This is a genomic window from Scytonema hofmannii PCC 7110 (assembly GCF_000346485.2).
Lineage (GTDB): Bacteria > Cyanobacteriota > Cyanobacteriia > Cyanobacteriales > Nostocaceae > Scytonema > Scytonema hofmannii.
In genome coordinates this window covers 1-335 of record NZ_KQ976389.1, presented here as the reverse complement: position 1 = coordinate 335, position 335 = coordinate 1, and the positions used below count along the sequence as shown (strand labels likewise).

The window sequence follows — 335 nt, the reverse complement described above, 5'->3', positions numbered from 1 at the left end:
CAAACAATTTTCCAAACAGTTGCTTGGTCATCTTCTTGATATGTTTTGGATTTCTATCGTCCACATTTCCTTTCGTTACATAAAAAGATAAAAGTTCGCCTTTTTCATTGCATATCAGATGCAGTTTGAAACCGTAAAACCAACCCATTGAGGATTTTCCGCGCTCTGCCAAACCTTTGAAAACTTTATGATTATGTATTCTTTGGTTTCTGCAAACTTTCAAAGTTGTACTGTCCATAAAGCTGATTCCTGTACATTTTCCCAGGCATTTTTCTTTTAAAAATAAGGCAAAAACAACAAAACATCTTTGTTGAAGTTCGATAAACCTGTTGTAG

At 34.3% G+C, this 335-nt stretch carries 1 protein-coding gene; it reads right to left on the bottom strand.

Annotated elements, in window-relative coordinates; translation table 11 throughout:
- The coding region (locus WA1_RS52005) for a transposase (protein WP_201789272.1) at positions 1-238 on the bottom strand (238 nt) is incomplete at its 3' end.
- Positions 239-335 lie beyond the last annotated feature (97 nt).